The sequence below is a fragment of the Micromonospora sp. NPDC023814 genome (assembly GCF_040639595.1).
Classification (GTDB): Bacteria; Actinomycetota; Actinomycetes; order Mycobacteriales; family Micromonosporaceae; genus Micromonospora.
Genome location: NZ_JBFAAF010000030.1, coordinates 45,109 through 65,817, shown reverse-complemented (window position 1 = coordinate 65,817; position 20,709 = coordinate 45,109). Strand labels below are relative to the sequence as shown.

The 20,709-nt window shown below is 70.3% G+C and carries 17 protein-coding genes and 1 pseudogene; 10 read left to right on the top strand and 8 right to left on the bottom strand.

Going from position 1 to position 20,709, the window contains the following annotated elements; translation table 11 throughout:
* The first annotated feature begins 44 nt into the window (after positions 1–44).
* Genes AB0G14_RS18235 through AB0G14_RS18220 form a run of 4 tightly spaced genes read left to right on the top strand, consistent with a single transcriptional unit; the run spans position 45 to position 3,916 of the window.
* Positions 45–965 (top strand): dihydrodipicolinate synthase family protein, encoded by a 921-nt coding sequence (locus tag AB0G14_RS18235; protein WP_357698725.1) that lies wholly within the window; start codon positions 45–47, stop codon positions 963–965.
* A complete protein-coding gene (locus AB0G14_RS18230) occupies positions 962–2,149 on the top strand; it encodes an FAD-dependent oxidoreductase (RefSeq protein ID WP_357698722.1) in 1,188 nt (395 codons plus the stop codon). Before AB0G14_RS18235 ends, AB0G14_RS18230 begins: the two co-directional genes overlap by 4 nt.
* Positions 2,150–2,192: 43 nt before the next feature.
* Positions 2,193–2,453, top strand: coding sequence for a (2Fe-2S)-binding protein (locus AB0G14_RS18225; protein ID WP_357462300.1), 261 nt, complete (start codon positions 2,193–2,195; stop codon positions 2,451–2,453).
* Positions 2,450–3,916, top strand: coding sequence for an NAD(P)/FAD-dependent oxidoreductase (locus AB0G14_RS18220; protein WP_357698720.1), 1,467 nt, complete (start codon positions 2,450–2,452; stop codon positions 3,914–3,916). Before AB0G14_RS18225 ends, AB0G14_RS18220 begins: the two co-directional genes overlap by 4 nt.
* Before the next feature lie 902 nt (positions 3,917–4,818).
* On the opposite strand, the gene AB0G14_RS18215 is transcribed toward AB0G14_RS18220, so the two are convergent.
* Positions 4,819–5,016: a hypothetical protein gene (locus tag AB0G14_RS18215; protein ID WP_357698718.1), complete on the bottom strand. Its 198-nt coding sequence runs from the start codon at positions 5,014–5,016 to the stop codon at positions 4,819–4,821.
* A gap of 347 nt (positions 5,017–5,363) precedes the next feature.
* Between AB0G14_RS18215 and AB0G14_RS18210 the strand changes: the two genes are divergently transcribed.
* Positions 5,364–6,392, top strand: coding sequence for an ATP-dependent DNA ligase (locus tag AB0G14_RS18210; RefSeq protein ID WP_357698715.1), 1,029 nt, complete (start codon positions 5,364–5,366; stop codon positions 6,390–6,392).
* A 119-nt stretch (positions 6,393–6,511) separates the two neighbouring features.
* Here AB0G14_RS18210 and AB0G14_RS18205 read toward each other — a convergent pair.
* The 3 genes and pseudogenes from AB0G14_RS18205 to AB0G14_RS18195 all read right to left on the bottom strand — a co-directional run.
* Positions 6,512–6,858 (bottom strand): annotated as a pseudogene (locus AB0G14_RS18205) (IS5/IS1182 family transposase); the annotation flags it as partial.
* A gap of 32 nt (positions 6,859–6,890) precedes the next feature.
* Complete coding sequence (locus AB0G14_RS18200; RefSeq protein ID WP_357698712.1) at positions 6,891–7,538, bottom strand: hypothetical protein; 648 nt, start codon at positions 7,536–7,538, stop codon at positions 6,891–6,893.
* A gap of 828 nt (positions 7,539–8,366) precedes the next feature.
* Positions 8,367–8,879, bottom strand: a complete 513-nt coding sequence (locus AB0G14_RS18195) for a DUF402 domain-containing protein (RefSeq protein ID WP_357698709.1) — start codon at positions 8,877–8,879, stop codon at positions 8,367–8,369.
* A gap of 259 nt (positions 8,880–9,138) precedes the next feature.
* Between AB0G14_RS18195 and AB0G14_RS18190 the strand changes: the two genes are divergently transcribed.
* The 3 genes from AB0G14_RS18190 (at position 9,139) to AB0G14_RS18180 (ending at position 11,651) form a co-directional block, all read left to right on the top strand.
* Positions 9,139–10,686, top strand: coding sequence for a hypothetical protein (locus tag AB0G14_RS18190; protein WP_357698706.1), 1,548 nt, complete (start codon positions 9,139–9,141; stop codon positions 10,684–10,686).
* Positions 10,687–10,878: 192 nt separating this feature from the next.
* Positions 10,879–11,469 (top strand): hypothetical protein, encoded by a 591-nt coding sequence (locus AB0G14_RS18185; protein ID WP_357698704.1) that lies wholly within the window; start codon positions 10,879–10,881, stop codon positions 11,467–11,469.
* A complete protein-coding gene (locus tag AB0G14_RS18180; RefSeq protein WP_357698702.1) occupies positions 11,412–11,651 on the top strand; it encodes a hypothetical protein in 240 nt (79 codons plus the stop codon). The genes AB0G14_RS18185 and AB0G14_RS18180 overlap by 58 nt, the downstream gene beginning before the upstream one ends.
* Before the next feature lie 120 nt (positions 11,652–11,771).
* Here the strand turns inward: AB0G14_RS18180 and AB0G14_RS18175 are convergent, their stop codons facing one another.
* Positions 11,772–12,572 carry a hypothetical protein gene (locus AB0G14_RS18175; RefSeq protein ID WP_357698700.1) on the bottom strand — a complete coding sequence of 267 codons (801 nt, stop codon included), beginning with the start codon at positions 12,570–12,572 and terminating at the stop codon, positions 11,772–11,774.
* A gap of 199 nt (positions 12,573–12,771) precedes the next feature.
* On the opposite strand from AB0G14_RS18175, the gene AB0G14_RS18170 reads away from it, so the two are divergent.
* Complete coding sequence (locus AB0G14_RS18170) at positions 12,772–14,064, top strand: barstar family protein (protein WP_357698698.1); 1,293 nt, start codon at positions 12,772–12,774, stop codon at positions 14,062–14,064.
* Positions 14,065–14,177: 113 nt separating this feature from the next.
* Here the strand turns inward: AB0G14_RS18170 and AB0G14_RS18165 are convergent, their stop codons facing one another.
* Both AB0G14_RS18165 and AB0G14_RS18160 read right to left on the bottom strand, forming a co-directional pair.
* The gene (locus tag AB0G14_RS18165) at positions 14,178–16,010 is read right to left on the bottom strand and encodes a hypothetical protein (RefSeq protein WP_357698695.1); all 1,833 of its coding nucleotides are present in this window, start codon (positions 16,008–16,010) and stop codon (positions 14,178–14,180) included.
* Positions 16,011–16,024: 14 nt separating this feature from the next.
* A complete protein-coding gene (locus tag AB0G14_RS18160; protein WP_357698770.1) occupies positions 16,025–17,068 on the bottom strand; it encodes a MoxR family ATPase in 1,044 nt (347 codons plus the stop codon).
* An 853-nt stretch (positions 17,069–17,921) separates the two neighbouring features.
* Between AB0G14_RS18160 and AB0G14_RS18155 the strand changes: the two genes are divergently transcribed.
* Positions 17,922–18,755, top strand: a complete 834-nt coding sequence (locus AB0G14_RS18155; RefSeq protein WP_357698693.1) for a hypothetical protein — start codon at positions 17,922–17,924, stop codon at positions 18,753–18,755.
* Positions 18,756–19,800: 1,045 nt separating this feature from the next.
* Here the strand turns inward: AB0G14_RS18155 and AB0G14_RS18150 are convergent.
* Positions 19,801–20,706 (bottom strand): LysR family transcriptional regulator, encoded by a 906-nt coding sequence (locus AB0G14_RS18150; RefSeq protein ID WP_357698690.1) that lies wholly within the window; start codon positions 20,704–20,706, stop codon positions 19,801–19,803.
* Positions 20,707–20,709: the final 3 nt, after the last annotated feature.

Sequence of the window (20,709 nt, the reverse complement as noted above, 5' to 3'; positions counted from 1 at the left end):
GCGCACGCGGGCGGTACGACGCCGCCCGTCGAAAGGACCCCGCAGTGGACCGCGACAGCGTCGACTGGTTCGGCTACCTGCCGGCCGTCACCACCCCGTTCACCGCCACCGGCGAGCTGGACCTCGCCGCCTGGCGCGTCCAACTGGACTGGCTCGCCGCCGAGCGGCTGCACGGGATCATCGTCGGGGGCACCACGGGCGAGTGGTTCAGCCTCACCGAACAGGAACGCGCCGCGCTGTTCCGGATGGCCGCCGAACGGGTCGGCGACCGCCTCACGGTGCTCGGCGGCTGCAACGCGTACACGCCGGCGGAGGCGATCCGGCACGCCGAGGCCGCCCGGGACGCCGGCCTGCACGGCATCCTGCTCACCCCGCCGCCGTACGTGGTGCCCACCCGGTCGGAGATCGTGGCCTTCTACCGGACCGTCTCCGAGGCGGTCGACCTGCCGCTCTGCGTCTACAACTGGCCCCGTGGCACCGGCGTCGACCTGGACGCCGACCTGCTGTCGGAGCTGAGCGGGCTGGACACCGTGGTGGCGGTCAAGAACTCCACCCCGGATTTCGGCGGATTCGTCCGCAGCCTCGTCGCCCTGCGCCACCGCGTGCGCTACTTCGGCATCCCCACCAACGAGGTCGGCATCGAGCTGATGACCACGATCGGTGGCGACGGGCTGATGGGAGCCGGCGCCGTGCTCGGCGCCGACCACCCCGACTTCTTCCGCGCCCTGCGCGCCGGGGACCTCGACCGGGCTCGGGTCCTCGGCGCCCGCGACCGGGTGATCATGGAGGACTGGTTCGGGCCGGACTACGGCGCCCGGTTCGGCAACGCGCAGGCGATCATGAAGTACGCGCTCACCCTGCGCGGCGTACCGGCCGGTCACGTCCGCGCGCCGCTGCTCCCGCTGACCCCCGCCGAACAGGACCGCGTCCGGGCCACCATGACCCAGCTCGACCTGCTCCCATGACTTCGTACGACACGGCGGTCATCGGCGGCGGTCTGCTCGGCTGCGCGACCGCCTGGCACCTGGCCCGCGCCGGCAACCGGGTCCTGCTCGTCGAGAAGGACCAGGTCAACCGGCACGCCTCCGGGCAGAACGCGGGCAGCCTGCACTTCCAGCTGGAGTTCCGGATGGTCGAGCACGGCGACGACGGGGCCCGCGCGGCGGCCCGCGCGCTCCCGCTGCACCTGGACGCCATGCGGGCCTGGGCCACCGTCGAGGACGAGCTCGGTGAGCGGTGCGGAGTGTCCCGCACCGGCGGGCTGATGCTCGCCGAGACCCCGGCGGAGATCGCCGTGCTGGACCGGAAGGCCGCCCTGGAACGCGAGTACGGCCTCGACGTCGCCGTGCTCTCCGGCCCGGAGCTGCGCCGGTTCGCGCCGTACCTGGCGGACACCGTGCTCGCCGCCGGTCACGTGCCCGGCGAGGGCAAGGCCAACCCCCGGCTGGTCACCCCGGCGCTGGCCCGGGCCGCCGGCCGATACGGCGCCGTGCTGCGTACCGGCTGCCGGGTCGCCGGGCTGCACCGGCGCGGCCGGCACTGGGAACTGCGCACCGGGATCGGGCCCGGGGACACCGCCGGGGAGACCCACCTGGCCGACACGGTGGTGCTCGCCGGCGGGGTCTGGACCGCCGAGCTGGCCTCGATGGCCGACGTCCGGCTGCCGGTCTTCCCGGTCGGGCTGACGGTGAGCGCCACCGCCCGCAGCCGGCCGTTCCTGCCGCACCTGATCCAGCACGTCGGCCGACGACTGTCGATGAAGCAGACCGAGGACGGCAACGTGCTGATCGGTGGCGGATGGCCGGCCAAGCTGGTCAGCCGGGCTGGACAGGTCGACCTGGAGACCAACCCGGAGTTGCGGTACGAGTCGCTGGTCGGCAACGCCGACGCCGCCCGGGTGGTCCCGGCGGTGTTCGACCTGCCGGTGATCCGGACGTGGACGGGCATGACCACGCTCACCCCGGACCACCTGCCGTTGATCGGCGCGGTCCCGCGCCGGCCCGGGCTGTTCGTCGCCACCGGCGGCTCGGCCTTCACCCTCGGCCTCACCTACGCCCGGCTCCTCGCCGGCATGGTCGTGACCGGCGAGACCGACCGGTCGATCGAGGACTACTCACCCTCCCGCTTCGGAGCGCTGAACTTTGTCTGAACACCGCCCGTCGAACCCTCCGGACGCGCCGAGGCGCACCCCGATGGGCCGACCCGAGCCGGTCACCATCGAGGTGGACGGGCGGACCGTTCCCGCCCACCCGGGCGAGTCGCTGGCCACCGCGTTGCTCGCCGCCGGTGAGCGGTCCGTTGGCACCACGCGCGGTGGCGCCCGCCGGGCGCCCTACTGCAACATGGGGATCTGCTTCGAGTGCGTCGTGACGGTGGACGACGTGCCCTGCCAGCGTTCCTGCCTGATCCGGGTGCGGGCCGGCATGCGGGTCCGCACGGCGGTGCCCCGGTGAGCGCGCCCGACGTGGTGGTGGTCGGCGCCGGCCCAGCCGGGCTGGCCGCCGCCGCCACCCTCGGCCGGCACGGCGCCGCCGTCACCGTCGTCGACGAGCAGGAGCAGCCGGGCGGGCAGATCTACCGCCAACCGCCGGCCGGGTTCACCCCGCCGGCCGGATCGTCCTCCGCCGGTTGGGCGCTCCTGGCCGAGGCCACCGCCGCTCCCGGCGTCCGGTGGCTCGCCGACACCACGGTGTGGGGCGTCCTCGGCACCCGGGCCGGCCTCGACGGGTACGCCGGCGACCAGCCCCCGCCGGGCCGCTACCGGGTCGCCACGCACGGTCCGGCCGGGGTCCGCCTGCTCGAACCCCGGGCGGTGCTGCTCACCGCCGGCGCGTACGACCTGCCGGTGCCGTTTCCGGGCTGGACCCTGCCGGGAGTGCTCACGGCGGGCGGTGTGCAGACGTTCGTCAAGGCACAGGGCCTGCTGCCGGGCGGCCGGTTCGTCCTGGCCGGGGGCCACCCGCTGCTGCTGGTCGTGGCTGCCCAACTGGTTCGGGCCGGCGCCCGGGTGGTCGAGGTCGCGCTGATCCAGCGTCGCCGCGACCTCCTGCCCGGACCGGCCGGGCTGGCCGCCGTGGCGGGCGCGGGAAGCAAGATCGCCGAGGGTGTCGACGCGCTGCGCGTCCTACACCGGGCGGGCGTGCCCGTCCGGTTCGGCACGGTGGTCCGCCGTGCCGCCGGCGACCCGGACCTGACCACGGTGACCCTCGCCGAGGTCGGCCCCACGGGGCTGCCGGTGCCCGGGACCGACCGGGACGTTCCCTGCGACGTGCTGGCGCTGGGGTACGGCTTCGTCCCCTCCGTCGAGCTGGCCCGGCAGGCCGGTTGCGCGGTGACCTGGGATTCCCCCGCGGGCGGCTGGGTGGTCCGGCACGACGAGTGGCTGCGGACCTCGGTGCCTCAGATCGCGGTGGCCGGCGAGCTGACCGGCGTCGCGGGCGCCGAGCAGGCGGAGGTCGAGGGCCGGCTCGCCGCCCTCGGCGTGCTGCGCGACCTGGGGCTGCTCGACGAGCACCGGGCCGTCACGCTGGCCCGCCCGGTCCGCCGGGAGCTGCGCCGCCGGCGACGCTTCGTCACGCAGGTGCTCGACCGGTTCGCGCCGGACCGGGCGGCCCTGGGCAGCCTGGTCACCGACGACACCGTGCTCTGCCGGTGCGAGGAGGTGCGGGCCGGCGACGTGCGCCGCGCGCTGCGGGCCAATCCGCACCTCGCCACCGCGAACGCCGTGAAGCTGGTGACCCGCGCCGGGATGGGCCTGTGCCAGGGGCGGTCCTGCCAGCCGGGCCTCTGCCAGCTCATCTCCACGCTGACCGGCCGGGGGCCGGAACAGGTCGGCGCGTTCACCGCTCAGGCGCCGGTCAAGCCCGTCCCGCTGCGCGCCCTCGCGGTCGGCGACGAACCGTCCGCCGCGGACTGACCGAGGATCGGCCCAGTCGACGCGGCGCCGATCGGCCCTGCCATCGGGCCGATCGGGCCGTCAGGCTCGCCGTGCAGCAGGACTACTTCGGCGGCGGCCCGCTGGAGATCCAGTACCCGCCCCACGCCGAGTCGCTGCCGCAGATCACGCACGTGATCGATGCGGCCACCTCCGTGGGCGTTCCCGTTGTCGCGGTGCAGCACACGATGGGCGAGGACGCACCCGTGTTCAACCCGACCCAGCCCGGCTTTCAGCTGCACCGGAGGTCGAGAGCCGCCGCACGGGCGAGTGGAAGTCCGTCGTCAAGCAGTACGGCACCGTGTTCGCCGGCGCCGACCTCCTCGCCTGGCTGCGCGAACGCGAGATCGACACCATCACCCTCGTCGTCTACCTGACCAACAACTGCGTGCTGGCCTCCGTCGCCCGAGGCTGAGACCCACGGCCTGGCAGCCGGAGTCACTGGCGGAACAAGAACGCCACCACTCCCGAAAAGCCCTCCGTGTGGACGGAGAGCCGCTGAGCCAGTACGTTATAGGAGTCTAAGCTCACGATAGAGATATTTTGCCCGGTTCCGACTACGGATCAGATGCTCGTGTACGGCAGGCAGGCCACGTTCTCGGCGGTGCGGCAGAGCCTCTGGGCGTACCCATAATGCGCAGCCGGCGATCCACCATGCGCAACGCCTCCGGCTCCGTCTCGAACTCCCACCGCAGCACCTTGCCCGTCTCGCTGTCACCGGTGCGGGCGACCACCGTCCAGCGCGTCCGGCGGATGAGCAACACGTCCCGGCGCGCCAAGCGCCCCCAGATCCCGTTCCACCACCGCCGGACCTCCTCATCCGCGGTGATCGTACGCATGTTCGATAACGTGGCGGGGTAGGGTAGCGAACCAGCGGAGGTAAGTCACTCGCAGCGGTCTTCGGCGCCTCGGCCGTACGGCTCGCAACAGTCCGGGCGGTGCCGGTAGACCCGCAGGTCCCGGCCGCGCCCGTGACCGTACTCGGTCGTGATCTCGTAGAGGCAGGCCTGCCACACGACGGTCTCCCCGCCGCCGGGCACCACCTGTCCGTCACCCGGCCCGCCGCGCAGCAGCACGTCCACCCTCCGACGGTACGTCCACCACGAGCACGCGACGCGGCGCGTGAGACTCCGTTCCCCCGAGCGGGCAGGCGCTGCCGGCTGCAGCCGATATCCAACTGAACGCGTCGCCCCAGGTGCCGCCCGTCGGTAGCTGCGGCGAGACTCTCCGCTCGCACGTGGCGCCTGACCCAGCGTCAAGCGCGCTGCGACCGCCCGCTGGCGCATTCGTTGTCGCGGATCTGGGCCCGAGGCGGTCCGTGTCTCTCCCACGATGACGTGGGGGTGGGGATGAGTGGGGCGCGCGGCCGGCGTGGTCGGGACTGGAGGTGACTCCCGCCCGCCCGCGGGCGAGGGCCGGAGCGGAGCCGGTGCTGCGTCGCCCGGTCGCGCCGATGCTCGCGGCGCCGGTCGACGTGGTGCCGGAGGGCCCGGGCCTTGTGCACGAGCCGAAGTGGGACGGGTGGAGGTGTATCGCCTTCCGCGAGGCCGACGATGTGTACCTGCAGTCGCGGGCCGGCCGGAACTTAACCAGGTACTTCCCTGACATCACCCGCACGCTTCGGGCGTCCATGCCGCCGGGCGTGGTGCTCGACGGTGAACTGGTCGTGTGGGAGCGTGGCCGGACGAACTTCGCGCAGCTGCAGCGGCGTGTCGCGGCCGGCCGCGGCGTGCTGCGGCTGGCCTACGACTGCCCCGCCCACTACGTGCTGTTCGATCTGCTCGCGGACGTCGACGGTCGGGTGATCCTCGATCTGCCGCTGTCGCAACGGCGGGCTCGGCTGGAGTTGCTGCTCGCCGACGTCCCAGCGCAGTTGACCCTGACTCCGCAGACGGCCGACATGCGGCAGGTGGGGGACTGGCTCATGCACTGGACCGTCGCGGCGGGCATCGAGGGTGTGGTCAGCAAGCGCCTGGTCGGCCGGTACCAGCCCGGCCGCCGCGGCTGGTCGAAGTACCGCACCCGAATCGTCACCGAGGCGATCATCGGCGGGGTGACCGGCAGCCTGCGCGAGGCGGACACGCTGCTGCTGGGCCGGTTCGACCGGATGGGCCGGCTCCGCTACACCGGCCGCACGCACCCGCTCAACGCCGAGCGACGGCAGGAGTTCGGGGCAATCCTGTCTCCGCCGCGGTCGCCGCCGCACCGGCGGGCCGCCGTGGCGCATCCGTGGCCGCAGCCGTTGCCGGCGTCCTGGTCGGGGCAACTGGACCGGCCGGAACCGCTGGAGTACGTGCAGGTGGAGCCGACGGTGGTGGTGGAGATCGAGGCGGACGTGGCGTTCGAGCACCAGCGGTGGCGCCATCGGGTCAAGGCCGTCCGGGCTCGCCCGGACATGTCGGTGTACGACGTTCCGCTGCTGCTCGGCGAGGAGGAGGGCTACTTCGGCGAGACGTAGAAGCGACACCGAGCACACCATCCGCATGTTCAAGCAGACTCTCGGCTGGACCAACTCGAAGCTGCGGGACCTGCACGCCGCCGACCGGGAGACGTGGCTGGGCCGTGGTCTTCGAGTTACTCGAGGGTGGGTTCCAGCAGCGGGGAATCGTGGCGGTTGGCGCCGGTCAGGACGCGTCCCGGCGGGATACCGCGGGCCTCGACCATCGTGGAGCGTTTCATGCCTTGCTTGCCGCGGTCGACCGGGGACCTGCCGGCGACCTCGCCGCCGCCGGGGGCCTTGGTGATGCACCCGTCGAAGGCGAGGTCGTCGAGCAGCAGGCCGACGATGCGGTCGTAGGCGTCGATCGCGATTGCTTTGATCTGGGCGGCGGGTTCACCAATTCGTCGCGGCGGTTGCGGATCGTGGTGGCCGAGCAGGTCGAGTCGGCGATGGCCTCATACGAGCAGCCGAACCTCAGCACCTCCTAGTCGCGGTGCAGGGCCGCCCCGTCAGCCCTCACGCCGGTACGCCCGACACGACGTCCGCGACGTTGCCCCGGTAGCAGGTGGTGGTGGAGATGTTGGGGGCGTTCACCGTCGGGCCGTAGACGATGTACCGCTGGCCCGTCTGCACGTTGCGGCACTGGATCTGGACCTGGTAGCGGCCGGTGTCGCACTGGGCGGTACCCCGGCCGTAGTAGTGGTTGCTCCCCTCGTGGACCCACTCCGCCCACGAGACGCAACCGGTGACACCGATTGTGGGCAGTGGGTCCTCGACGGGGTACACGCCCTCGGCGACGTTGCCGCTGTAGCACTGGGTAGTGGCCGTGCCGGGGGCGTTCACCGCGTAGCCGCCGTAGACGACGTATCCGACGCCCGTCTGCAGGTTGCGGCACTGGAGCTTGACCTTGTAGCGGCCGGTGGCGCACTGCACGTTGCCGCGACCGTAGTAGTAGCTGTTACTGCCCTCCTGGACCCACTCCACCCACGTCGTGCAACCAGTGGGGGCGACCTGGACGCCCAGGTCGGAGTGCGCCACCGCGCGGGCCTGGGCCGGGGCGGCCTGGATGGGAGCAGCCTGGACGGGAGCGGCCTGGGCGGGAGCGGCCACGGCGGAAAGGCCGAGAACGGCCGCCGCGACCAGCGGAAGCGAATGCCTGAACAAGTCTGTCTCCTGACGGGGGATGGGGGAGAACTCGCCGAACGGCAGGGACCATATTAAGAAGCGCTTTGAAAGACGTCTATAGAATGGCGGAAAAATGCGCTTTGTCATGGGCGGGATTGGCGGCGGTTTGGGCGTTTTCACAGGTCCGAGCAGGCCAGCTACGCCGTTCGGGTACGTCGTTCGGTCCCCTGTGGAGCTGCCTCGTCCATGCGCCCGCGCCCTTCGCCTCGGCGGGCGCGAGAATTGTGTCGGAGTCCGAACTCCGGATGACAAAGACCGCTTTGTCGCCAGGGAAGGCGGGAGGAGGGCGGGCCAGTTCGAGCGCGGCGAGGGCGGTGCCGGCGGCTTGTTGGGGCTCACCGGCGGCGGCGTAGGCGGCGGCGGTTCGCGCCAGGTGCAGGCCATGTTCGCGTCGGTAGGACTCCGGCCACGTATCGAGGGCTCTGTCGAAGCACTGGACAGCGGTGCGCGGGCGGCCCAGCCGAAGCCAGCCGTCGCCTTCCTGCGCCCACACGTACGGGGTGGTGCAGAAGGAACCGAGGCAGCTGGCGTCCCCTTCGATATCGGCGACGAGGTGTTGGGCGTCGTCGACAGCGTGCGCTCCTTCGGGCTCTGGTCGCCAACGACCAACTCTGGGATCCGAAGAACGGCAGCTGCGGGCTGGTATTCAAGGAGGCCGGGTCACCACGCGGCCGGGATGCCTGCCGCCAGCTTGCCCAGTGATGAACTCTGATGATCCGGGCGCCCTGATCTGCCGCTGATCGGGCGTTGGCAACCCAGCGAGTGGGCACGTCCGGAACTGCCGATGAGCGTGCGGCATCCGAGTCCTCACGTCTGTTGAGAAAGCAACTGCCATCCGCGCTCCTGCCAGGGCTCGTCCCGGCGCCGGAGTGCCCCGGCACGATCTTCGGCCGTGGACTGCGCGAGCTTGGCTTCATCCGCGCTCATCCAGCCGTTGCGGCACGACTGTTCGTACTCGTCCCAGTCCTCGATCTCGACACGCGAATCCCGCTCGTGAAACACTGGGTCCAGTTCGAGATCGATATACCGCCAGCCTGCTTCGGTGCTCTCCGGCGGGAGGCACACGTCGATCTCAAGCCGCCGATCAGCAGGATCGCCGACCCACCACGCCACCCACGGACGGCCCGCCGCGAGCAACACCACGACGGGTACTGAAAGAGCGCCACTGTCGTCCGGAGCGGCCCATGGTGAACCGGCCGGGCCCCGCAGCCACGTCCCGTCACGGTCCTGGTGGACCTGCTGGAGATCAAACCAAAAGACGCCTCCGGGGCGTTTGATTTTGCACAGACGTACGCTTCCGCTGTTCTGAACCGCGCCCATGGGAGAACGCTAGGGGCAAACGGAGTACGCCCGCGACCCGGCGCACCATGGAGGCGTCCGCATCTGCCGCCGACAAAGCGCGGCACCTGACCCGCTTCCCGCCTCAGGCCAGTCCTCCACGGTTGCGTCACGAATCATGCGGTGACTGACGCTTGTGCGCACCGCGTCGGCCGACCGGTCTGGTCGGACAGTTCCTGCGAGGACGTTCCGTCGACCTCGTGGGCCACGGGTCCGATGACGACGTCCGTAGGATCTGGGAGTGGACGATGTGCATGGCGCAGATTATCGACCTCCGGCATCCGTGACCGGCTGGGCGCGGCTGTTCGTCAGCCACTGCCAGTACGAGGTGTTCACCGTGCCGGGCGCGTCCGGCGTGGGGATCTATGTCCTCGGTGACGACCTGCTGCACATCGGCGGGCCGAATCAGCTCACCGGCTTCTGCGGCATACACACCGGCTGGATCGAGGTACGCGTCCGTGTGTTGCCCGGGCCTCCGGCGGAGGTTGACGCTGGCTGGGACGCGATCAGCGAGGCGACCCTCTGGAGTCCCAGTGGCAGGCTGTCGGTCGTCGGCTTGATGGGTGGCACCGCGGAGGCGCTCACCGACGTCGCCGTGCCGCGCGGGCTGATCCGGGTGCGGGTGCATGCGCGCGACCGCTTGCATGAGACGGTACGCACCGATGACGACCCGCCCGAGCGGCACGAGTTGCACATTTGGGCGGTGTCCGAGGAGACACCACGGCGTACGGTGCTGGCCGACCCGGGGGGCCGTGACTGGGAGCAGAAGCCGGCGAAGGCCGCCGAGCGGGCGATGCTGTCCCTGGTGCCGCGCCCGTCCGGCCGTCCGGCCATCCTTCGGCCACTGCCAGCCGATCCGTACGAGGACGACGCCGGCCTGCCCCGGGTGACGGTGGTCCGTCACCGGCCCGCGCCGGTCGAGGTTGCCGGGGGAGTGCTGCCCGCCGGTGACCTGGAGGTCCGGCTGGAGCGGGTCGACGGCGAGACTCTCACGTGGTCGTGGGCCAGCGCCGGCGAGCCGATCTTCCCCCATCCGCTGGACACGCTGCCCGACGACGAGCAGAGTTCCGTACGGCTGACGTCCGGCCCCGACGGCTTCACGCTGCGGCACGAGGGAGTGCTGGGTCGGCAGGCCTTTGCCCTCGGCCTGATCTGGGACCATCTGCTCGAGACCGCCGGGTCGTATCCGTGGATGGAGACCTTGCGGGTTCAGGCCGCAGAGGCGACCGCGCTGGTCGAGAAGACCCGCCGCCTGAAGGCCGAGCGCGAGGCCGAGCAGTGGGGAGGTTCGCCGCCGTCGGACCGCGTCCGCGCGCTCGTCAGCCAGGCGCGGTCCCTTGCCCGGATCGACCGCCTGTTGCTCGACCGCATCGACGCGCTGCCCGCCGCCCGTCAGCGTGAGGCAGCCTGCTGGGCGGCCCGCCGCGCGATGCGGGTGGCCGGGCTGGAACGGATCGGGTGGATCGCCGACGCGCTCGCCGCCGCCGATGCCGACCGCGCACTGCCCCGACCCTTCACCGAGCAGGGCGGCACCGCCGCGTTCAACCGGCTCTTGTCCGATCCCGAGGTACCACGCACCACCATCACGCTCCGCCTGGCGCCGAAAGCGTTCGGCGAACATCGTGTCACCACCGGGGCGCTCCAGCAGGCCGCCGCGTTCCCCGCCCTGATCGCCCTGGCGAATGACGATCCGCTGGTCGCCGCGATCGACGCCATCTACAACGCGGCAATCGCCCACGGCGACGACCGCGACCGCTTCCTCACCGACGCCCACACCGCCCTGCCCTGAAGCGCCGACCCGGCATGCAAAGGCCAAGGGCGGCACCAGAAGCGTCGCTAACGCCTGCGCAGCCGAGTCGACGGCCCCGACCGAACGCATGACGGAACCGCGCCCGCGCTCTCTCATAGCCGATTTGAGCGAGTCGGGCAGGCGATTGGGCAGCCGGACGCGGCCGACCGCGTAGTCGCATGCAATAAACCGGTGACGTCGGTGGTGAACTCCGCGACACTGGCCGACGTGGAAGAGGTCGAGGTCGTCGTCGCCCATCACGAGCGCGCGACCCTGCGCGTCGGCGACGTGTTCCTGAAAGTCGACGCTGATCAGACCCGCACGGATGTCGAGGTCGAGGCGATGATTATGGCGCCGATCCCTACTCCGGAGATCCTGTGGCGCAGGCCGCCCGTACTCGCGCTCGCCGCCCTCTCCGGGACGGCGCTCGGCCGCCTCGGCGAGCCGTCGACCGCGTCTTCGGCGGCGTGGGCCGCAGCGGGTGCCGCCGCACGGATGCTGCACGACGCGCCGTTGCCGCCATGGCCCGGTCGCCGCCTCGACGAGTTGGCGTCGCGCCTCGACGGTGAATGCGAGTGGCTCGTTACGAACGGCGTCCTTCCCGCTGACCTGGTCACGCGCAACCGCCGGGTTGCCGAGGCTGCGCTTCGGCCGTGGACCCCGGTGTTCATGCACGGCGACCTGCAGATCGCCCAGTGTTCGTCGACGACGACGAGGTCACCGGCGTGGTCGACTGGTCGGAGGCGGGCCAGGGCGATGCCCTGTACGACCTCGCCAGCTTGACGCTCGGACACGAGGAGCACCTCGGCAACGTCGTCGCCGGCTACGGCGCCGACGTCGACCTGGACGTGATCCGCGCGTGGTGGTCATTGCGAAGCCTGCTGGCGATCCGCTGGCTGGTGGAACACGGCTTCGACCCGGCCGCGCCAGGCTGCGAGGTCGACGTGCTGAAATCCCGGATGTGAGGCCGCACGAGCCCGCCTGCCACGAGTGCCGTCGCGATCTGCGCGTGTCGCGGTGCGGTCCGATCATGCCGACTTGAGGACGTTCTTTCGGCTGGCCCGGAGTTGGGGTCAGGAGGTCGGCTACCAGCCGGACCAGTGCCATCGGCGGACATCGAGCCATCGGGCGGTAAGGGCGGTGGCCAGCAGCCCACCGAACGCTACGGTTCCTTCATGTGAGGCGTAGGCGATCCAGGCAAGGCTGTTATCGCTCCATACGCCCTCGGCGCCGGTATATCGAGGCACGAACAGATCGAGGTCGACCAGGTAGTCTGCGCCGTATTCACGCAGCTCAGCGACCCGTCGGCCGCCCGCGTCCTGTAGCACCTGGCGAACTCGGGCGGCACCCTGCTCATCCCACATGTACGCCTCGTGCAGCACCAGAACCTCGTCTGGCACGGGAGTTGCCAGCATCGGGTGCCAGGACAGACCCTGCAGCCCCCATCGCTGCTGCAGGCGTTGCCGCCAGTCCGACGACTCCCTGGCCGTCAACACGCGGCGATATCCCAGCGGCTCGACGTCGATGTCGGATTCCGAAGTCCAGCCGCCGATGGCGGCGGCGAACATCTGGCGCTCGTCGCGGATGACCTCAGCCTCGGCTTTGCCTTGTGGTTTGAACAGCGACTGGGCGTCGTTGGCGGCGCGGAGCAACGCGGCCGAGAGGTCGGCAAAGCTGGGTAGCCGGTCTGGGTCGAGCCGTTCGACCTGTCCAAGCATCGCCTCGACGATGTTGTATCTGGGGAAGATGCGCCGAGCCTCCCGCGTGTAGTGGTAGTCGTCCATCGCCCGGCCCTGGTTGGGCAGCTCCGCGTACATGTCGGCCAGCTCGTCGTACCTCCGCATCAGGTATCGGCGGGCTACCAGGTGCAGCATCTCGGGTTCCACCCGACGATTCTGCCGCCCTGTCGACCAAGCGCGCATCGTGTCATGCCGCTACCCGCGCGCTACGGGATGTCACGACGAGATGGGTCACCTCAGCTTCTGGTCATGGGCCGATGAGCGGACACGTTGAGTGCTGGTGTTGATGCTCCGCCGTCCACGAGCGCGCCCCCGACGGAGCGTCTCGAGCCGGTAGGGTCGCGGCGTGACGACGAGCGCCGGTTCCGGGGCTGACCCTGCGCCGGAGCAGCGGCGGTGGACATGGGAGCTTCCGGTCGGCCCGCGCTGGCTGCTTCTTGGCGATGTCGGTTTTGAGGGCTTCTACGAGGACGACACCCCGCTGGCACTGTGTGTGGAGATCGAAGGACTGTTCGTCGACCTGCCGCCCCGGCCGCGGGAACGGTTCACGCTCGTCGGCTGCGCTCCGGACGGCACGCTTGCCGACCTGCTCGACCGGCTGCCCGCCGAGGCACTCGGCACCGAACGGGCCTGGCTGGGTGACATCTCGATAACGGCGCCACCGCCACCGCCAGGTACGCCGCCGTCCTGGTGGGGCGAGGACCTCGGCGACGTCGTCGTGCTCGCGCAACGGCCAAACCGCACGATGCCGGAAACCGTGGACATCGATCTCGACGGGTTCATCCACGTCTACGACCGCACGGACGCAGTAGTACGTCCGGGCGACGTCACCCAATTCGTCCTCTCGGGCCGGGATGAGACGCCGTACGGCACATGCCGGGACCTCACCGGCGTGTTCCGCGAGCAAGCCGCACCGCCGGTGCCGCAGGTCCGACTACTCGGCTGCCGACCGGAAACGCCGTTGCTGACCGCACTCGACGCGGTCGGGCAATCGACCAAGGCGAGCCTGCGTCGCCGCCGGATCCGCGCCGAGGTGCACAGGATCGCCGCCGATGGTTCGGTCGATCGGGTGATCGGCGCCGTGGTGTCCGGAACGGTCGAGGCAGGCGAGCCGTCGCGGCTCGGTGCCGGGCTCCTCGACGTGGCCGTCGACAGCGACCCACAGGAACCGCTGCCCACGGGAGTCCTCGGCATCCTGGAGCAGTGGCACAACGGCCCGCCCGCCCAGAAGAATCTGTGGGCCGGCTACGACCGGGAGCTGCGCCACCACTGGGCTGGAGTGGCGCTCGCCCACCGGTCCGGTGCGCCGGACCGGCCGCCCGACACCACGTACGACCTCGACGGCCGGTTCGTGACCAACATCGAAGGGTTCTACTGCGCGATCGGCGAGGCGATCAATGGCCCGGGCGGATACTTCGGCTGGAACCCCGACGCCCTCGACGACTGCCTCTGCGGGAACTTCGGCGCACGGACACCGTTCCGGCTGAGGTGGCACGACTCGGTCGTCGCCCGCGAACACCTCGTCGCCGGCTACGACCGGCGACGACTGGGACCAGCAATCACCCTGGAATATCTGCTCGGCATCTTCGCGCAACACCATGTCGAGGTCGACCTGCGCCGAGCCACGAGCGGACACTGACTACCACCACGCCACCTGCAAGTAGGTGGCCCGCCCCACCAATGTTTCACGATCGAATGCTCACTCATGCCGCGATCCGGGCTGTGTCGCTACGTGTCATCGATGCGTCGTCCTTACCGCAGTCGGAAGACGGGGCCGCGGGGCGTGAACGGTAACCGGGCGGCTTCCGGGATGAGGAAGGCGTGTTCGCGGCGGATGCGTACGACGTCGCAGTATCCGTCGGTGATGAGCAGGATCGGTGCGGCGGTGGGGAAGTCAGGGGCGGTTTCCAGCAGGTGTATGCCGGGCTGAAGCACGGTGCCGCCGCGCCCGCGGACCCGTACCCGGCCGGCGATCTGTTCCACCGGCAGGTATCCGGCGTCGTAGGGGTGTGCATCGCAGAAGACCACGCGGGCGGCGGGCACGTCACGGGCGATGGCGTACGAGGCGATGGCGCCGAGTGCCTTGCCGAGCAGTTCGTGGTTCATGGATCCGGAGGTGTCCAGCACGACCCCGAAGGTGCATCGGGGTATCGGTTCGTCGGGCCATCGCCAGCCCGGTCGCGGGATGTTCGGTGTGCTGGCCTGCCGTCGTGACGGGCGGGCGTAGGAACGGGCGCGCTGCGGTGAGGGTACGTACTCGTCGAACCAGCGGGCCAGCTTGGCATCCCACGGCAGTGGCGGCTGTTCCAGGACCCGGATCTCGGCGACGAGTCCGGCTGGCAGCTGCCCCCGACCTTCCTGCTGGTGGTAGGCATAGCCGGTCAGCAGCGCCCGCCGGTAGAAGTCGTCCAGGTCCACCCGGTGCCCGGGTGTGCCGTTGCATGGCAGGGGTTCACCGAGCACGTCACCGAGGCCGGTGCCGCGCAGCGTGGCGAGTTTGCGTAGGCGGCGTAGGTCCCTGGCGATCTGGTCGTAGACCGCCTCGGCGGACACGCCGGCCAGCTGCGGGTCGTGGAGCAGCCCGTCCGGTGGTTCGCCGACACCCATCTCGATCAGCCAGCCGTTTATGACGTAGTCCGCCGCGACGTTCCACAGGTATGCGTCGCGTCCACCGATCCGGTCGCCGTGGCGCAGCGCGGCGTGCAGCATCTCGTGCGCCAACACGAACCGCCACTGCATGCTCGACAGATTCCGCAGCGGGTTCAGGTAGATTTCCCCGGCGGACGAGGATACCGCGGCGATCGTGATGTTCCAGCGCTGCGCCAGCTTGGCGTCGGCGACCAGCGTGAATCGTGACGCCAACGCACCGAGCAGCGGGTAGGACGAGACGAACCAGCTCATCGCCAACTCCCAAGGTTGACGGTGGCTGGCCCGGTCGGTCAGCGACCTGCGTGCCCCGCCGGCGACATCCACCGCCGCCGTCGCCGCTGCGGACAGCCCCACCGCGAATTGCGCCGGCCAGTCCGGCGCACCGACCCCCGCCACGCCCGTACCTGGAGATGGTGAGGGGATCAGGTCTGGTGCGTGGCCGCCCGTACCGCAACCCGCGTACTCGGCCGGCACGCCGGCGTGCCGCCACTGCCGCAACAGCACCGACTCATCGGTGGTGGGCAGTTCAGCCGGCAGCAGCAACGGTTCGGCGCCGAGTTTGAGGGCCCGCTGGAACCGTGCCACGGCGAGGCAGGCCACGTCGGCGTACGCCGGGTCGGCGGCGTAGCGATCTGGGGCCAGGTGACCGAACCCGAGGTGCAGCAGGCAGTGCGCCAGTACCCACGACCACTGATCCTCGTCCAGCCGGTGCGCTTTGCTGGCCCGGATCACCCCACGCGCGTCGACCACGGCGATCGCCTTTGCCGCCACGAGTTGGCCGTCGTCCACCAGCACCGCCCGCGCCCCGGCACGCTGCCACGGCCCGACCTGGAAGCTCAGCAACGGGGCGAACATCGGATGCCCGGTCAGCTTCCGCCACGCAGCGTCGAACGCAGCCACGTTCGGGTCGACCGGCGCCCGCTTCCTGCTTCCCATCGCGTTGTCCTGCGTCAGGTTCGGGCGGCGACCAGCCGGGGCAGGTCCCGGCTCACCTCGACCAGGAACCACGCTGGCAGCACCGGCGCGCCGTCCTCCCCAGCGGCGATGACCATCTGGGCACACTCCAGCGAGATCTCCGCCAACTGGACCAGCAGCGCCTTGGCCCGGTGCGCGAACTGCCGCAAGGCCGGCGAGGCGCGCTCCTTGCTGGCTGGCAACTCCTTGACCAGCCTGGCCCGGAACGCCTCCGCCAGGAAGTACAGCAGGTCCCGGTCCCCGACTGCGGTAGGCCACGCCGCGTCCCCACGTACGACGGCGTCGAGCCCGTAACGATGCCGCACGATCTTCAGGTAACCGCAGAACCCGGCCGCATGGGCAGGGCTCAGCGTGCCAGCGGCCAACAGCCGCAGGGTGTGTTCGTCTATGCCATCACCGTAGGACGACAGCGCGTCGGAGAGCATGTGCCAACTGCGCGGGGTGGAGAACACCTCCTTCACCTTGGGCGGACTCACCCACAACTGGTCCGGCCGCTCAGACAGGTAGTCGACCACCCAGCGGTGGATACCGGCGCCCTGCGCCCACGCCAGCCAGTCGTCGACACTGGCACGCAGATGCACATGGACCAGCCGGTTGACCAAGGCTGAGGCCATCGGCCGGGCCAGCGCGTTGTCCGTAGCCCGGTTACCCGCACCGATCACGATCGATCCCGCCGGCAACTCGTAGGCCCCGATGCGGCGGTCCAGGATCAGCGAGTAGAACGCCTTCTGCACCTCCGGTGTCGACGCGTTCAACTCGTCAAGGAACAGGCAGTACGGTTCGTCGCGGGCAATCGACTCCGGCGGCGCGAAGCGGCTGCGGCCGTCCCGCAACTCCGGCACTCCGATCAGGTCCTCCGCCGCGAGTTGGGTGCCGACCAGGGTCACGCAGTCCAACCCGAGCGAGGCGGCGAACTGGCGCACCAGCGAACTCTTGCCGATGCCCGGAGCGCCCCACACGAACACCGGCCGGACCACCGCCACATGCAGTAGCAGATCCGGCAGTTGGGCGGGCGTCACCGAGATCGCAGAATGCACCCGCCCATCCTGCCCACCACCAGGACCAACCCGCATCCCATATCCGTCGCGCCGACGCGAACAGGAACAACCGAGCCAGCGCGCAACGTGCGTCGATGCCAGCCCCCCGACGGTCTCACGGCGCCTGTCGGTCGTGATCGGGCTCTATCAGGTCTGCGTCATCGACGCCATCCTGGATCACTCGCCGGCCGACTACGTCCGCCGGCCCACGGTCCCGGTCAAGTCGCCGACCCTCGGGCTGGATCACCTGCAGTTCGAAGCTCTGATCACTACCGCCCGGCCGTCGGCCAACCCGAACGACTTCGCCTTGGTCGCGCCTCTGGGCCTGCGCGGGCTGCGGAGCTTCGAAGCGTGCAGGTTGAATATCGCCGACCTGAGCGAGGAGCGCACCTCGCGGTCGACGGGGCCCGCCTGCTGCGCCGTTCTTGGAGAGGCACCGCCAAGGAGCGGCGTAGTAGCCGCGATCTTCCCAACCCGCAGGCCGCCCGCGACGCCCTCGCACGGGAGGCCACCGCTCGCATGCGCGAGGGCTTCGTCTTCGTCCGTGACTCAGCCGACACCCCACCTGGCGAGCCCGTCCTGCGCTGCGCCCCGCCGGACCGAGACGGCCGCGCTGTGACGCTCGAGTGTGGCACGATGCTCCACGCGTATCCGCACCCCCGGATTCGCCGCAAGTTCGCCAAGCGGCCGGCCAAGCTCTCACCGACTGTCAAGATCAGACGCACTCATCTGACGCGCGCCGTGCGCGCCGAGCCGCCGAGGTCCGTCATGTCCCGTCTGGTCGGCCCTGCTTGTCGCCCGTGTTCAAAGCGTGGCTCGCCGGCATAATGCCTACGTGTCGAACGCCGATCTCACGTTGTCTGCTTGGTTGGACCTGTCCGACGAGGCCGCCGGCCGCACCGCCGCTGCCATCGCGCGTAGCACCGAGGTCCGTCTCGCCGGCATAGGTCCGCATGCGTACGCTGGCCGGATCGGGCGGGTCGCCTTTTTCGATCGCGACGGCATCCGCTTCGCCCTGGTGCCCGGCGGCACCGTGCAGCTCGGCCATGACGCCGACCGTTTCGTTCCCAGCGCCGGACAACTCGCCGACTTCACCAAGGCCGTCGCAGAGTACGGCCTGACCGGGCCGCTCAACCGTTTCGTGGCCGAGGCCACCTCGCCGCCGCGCCACGTGTTTCTACCGGCCCGGCTCGTCGCGGTTCGCTCCGAGGAAAGCGACGCGCTGCTGGCAGCCGACGACGACGCCGATGTTGACGACAGCGACGAGGAGTACGACCACGCCTGGCTGATGGCCGGACTCGATCGCCGCGGCCTACGGCCGCCGACTCCCGACGAATGGGAGTACGCCTGCGCAGCCGGGGCCACCAGCCTGTTCCGCTGGGGCGACGAGTATCCCGAGGGCGCACCCTACGGCGACGTGCCCCTCATCCAGGAACCGAACCTGTTCGGCCTGGTCATCGGAGACGACCCGTACCGGGCCGAGTTCACCACCGACCCAGCGGTCCTGTGCGGCGGAGACGGCGGCGCGGCACTCTGCGGCGGCTACGGCAGCTTTCTGACCTGGATCACCCTCGCCACCGCCTACCGTGACCCAGACCTGGCGGAGGCCGTCTACGACGGAGGCCTCACCGGCGAGAGTCCGGTGCGTCCCGTCCTGCAGATACCCTGATCAGATAACTCCAGCAGGTCCGCTGCGCCCGCACCGTCGGCACCCCGATGCACCTCATCGCCCACGAAGACGTCCTCGTGTTCACCAAGACCCTGATTTCCGGCAGTTCGGACGACATCAAGTGCTGAACATCGGAACCGGAGCAGGCTCAGGGCTGATCTTTGCATATGGATCCCGGGTTGGTGAGAACCCGGGGAGTCCGCGCGGATGGGGGTTGGGGTGTGTGACCGGTCGCCGGTCAGGTGCGAGGGGCATACATGATGCCGGCGACCCCGGTTACCCGTACGACCGGTCCCGGCCCGAAAACTCATCGGGAGACTCCGGAAGTCGCTCGTCGCGGGTGGCGATCGCGGCGGCGCGGTCGGCGATGGGCAGGCCGACGCCGATGCACCTTCGGCTACCCCACCATCCGCCGGGCCGGTAACCACAACACCTGCGTGATCTGCAGAAGGAACCACCCGGCGCCGTGCACAACGAGCCGGCCGATCACGCGTTGGGCCACTCGCGGGGCGGGCTGACCACCAAAGGCGAGCCAACAACCGGCTGACGCTCGACCGGCATGACCTGCTCGAACCGCACCGTCGTCCACGTGTCCACCCGGACCCATGAGGGCCGGGTCGGGCACGTCCGGCAGGACACCGAGGGTGGCGGCGTAGATCAACTCTCAGGGATCATCGACCTCCAACACGGCCACGTGCACTGGACGCCATTGATCGCGCGGCGTGGCGTCGGCGATCACCATGACCGGAAGGTCCCACGGCGCGCTCCGCCTGACCCGGTACGGAAGGTCGGCGTCCAGTACCTCGCATCCCTGTCCGCAGCGGGTACGGAAGCCATGGCCGACCTGCCGGCCCGTACCTTCCCGCATCTAGCCAGCACTGCGAAGACAGCGCGAGGCGTCGCGCACCAGGAGCCAAGATCACCGTGAGCGGAACCGAAGCTGGCATCTTCCTGGCGCCTCAGGCGAATGCCTCGGTCGAGAGGTAGGGGGAGGCGTCTGCACCGCGTCTGGCGGTCATCGCCCAATGCCACGTAGCAAAGTTGATCATGCAGTGGACGAACCCTGCATCGATCCCTTAGAGGAACCCCTTCCGTTGGCGGCGTGGTGGAGGAAGGCGGAGGCGAGAGCGGTCAGGTCGCCGGTGCGCCAGACGATGGCGTAGTCGAAGGTGGGACCGTGGGCGATCGGTAAGCAGGTCAGGCCGGGGCGTGGGTAGAGCTTTTCGGTTTGGGCGCCGACGATGGCCACGCCGTGGCCAGAGGTGACGTAGGCCAGCATTTCTTGGAAGCCGGGCAGCCGGGTGATCGTGGGCACCGGCCGGGTGAGTGGCAGGTGGTGCTCGATCCAGTAGTCGGGAAGATTCTGAGCGAACAGGAAGGTCTCCTGAGTCAGGTCCTCGGGGGTCACTTGGTCGCGTCGGGCCAGATGGTGGTCGGCGGGGACGGCGAGCAGTGCGGCTTCGGACAGCAGCACAGGCCCGACCGTGAGGTCCGGTTCGGCAACGGGCAGCGGCAGGATCGATAGGTCGACTTCGGCGCGGCGCAGTGGCCCGTAGAGGTCGTTCAGTGCGGTCTCGCGGATGGTGACCCGGCAGCCCGGCGTACCGGCATGGAAGGCGTCGACCAACGGCAGGACGCGGCGGGCGATGGCGGCGGACATGTAGCCGAGGTGGAGCTCACCTGTGGTGCCGTGGCCGGTGGCAATCGCTCGCGCGATCGCCGTCTGGACCTGCGCGTAGGCCGGGCCGAGCTCGTCCAAGAGCTGCCGGCCGAGCGGGGTCAGCTCCACCCGGCGCGTGCTTCTGGCGAACAGTGGCGCCCCGAACCGGCGCTCGAGCTTCTTGATCGTTTGGCTGACCGAGGCAGGCGCGACCCGCAGCCGCTCTGCGGTGCGGGTGAAATGCAGCTCCTGAGCCAGAGCCAGAAACACCTCGATGTCCTGCCGTTCCATCCC

What these genes read in the sequence shown, in the direction of transcription:
- AB0G14_RS18230 (WP_357698722.1), top strand. Translation starts at nt 962, where the DNA reads ATGACTTCGTACGACACGGCGGTCATCGGCGGCGGTCTGCTCGGCTGC.
- AB0G14_RS18225 (WP_357462300.1), top strand. Translation starts at nt 2,193, where the DNA reads ATGGGCCGACCCGAGCCGGTCACCATCGAGGTGGACGGGCGGACCGTT.
- AB0G14_RS18195 (WP_357698709.1), bottom strand. Translation starts at nt 8,879, where the DNA reads ATGGGCGCGGTTCAGAACAGCGGAAGCGTACGTCTGTGCAAAATCAAA.
- AB0G14_RS18165 (WP_357698695.1), bottom strand. Translation starts at nt 16,010, where the DNA reads ATGGGAAGCAGGAAGCGGGCGCCGGTCGACCCGAACGTGGCTGCGTTC.
- AB0G14_RS18150 (WP_357698690.1), bottom strand. Translation starts at nt 20,706, where the DNA reads ATGGAACGGCAGGACATCGAGGTGTTTCTGGCTCTGGCTCAGGAGCTG.